Here is a 400-nt window from a genome sequence, read left to right on the forward strand (position 1 = left end):
GCGATGAGCGCGTCCTTCGTCGGCATGTGTCAGGCCATCCTGTTCAATTCCGCGCAGGTTTCGGGCGGAATGACTTTCATCTTCAACTCGATCATCTCGGTTGTCGTCGGAGGTGTGCTGCTGACCGGAGGGTTCGGGTCGGTGATCGGGATCTTCTTCGGCACGATCACCTTCGCCGTCGTCAACCAAGGCATCTATTTCACGACCTTCGACCGCAATTGGTCGAGCCTGATCATCGGCGTGATGCTGCTGGTGGCCGTCCTCATGAACAATACGTTCCGCCAGATGGCGCTGACCTATTCACCCAAGAAGAAGAAGTGAGAGCTGAGACATGGCTGGCCCAATTCTTGAACTTGAAAACGTCAACAAGTCCTTCGGCCCGATCGATGTGCTCTACGAC

The 400-nt window shown here is 55.5% G+C and carries 1 protein-coding gene; it reads left to right on the forward strand.

The window, feature by feature from the left end; translation table 11 throughout:
* On the forward strand, window positions 1–321 hold a 321-nt coding region (locus tag AF337_RS18355; RefSeq protein ID WP_425287894.1), incomplete at its 5' end, for an ABC transporter permease subunit.
* Window positions 322–400: the final 79 nt, after the last annotated feature.

This window comes from Rhizobium ecuadorense, assembly GCF_001187535.1.
In the GTDB taxonomy this organism is placed as follows: Bacteria; Pseudomonadota; Alphaproteobacteria; order Rhizobiales; family Rhizobiaceae; genus Rhizobium; species Rhizobium ecuadorense.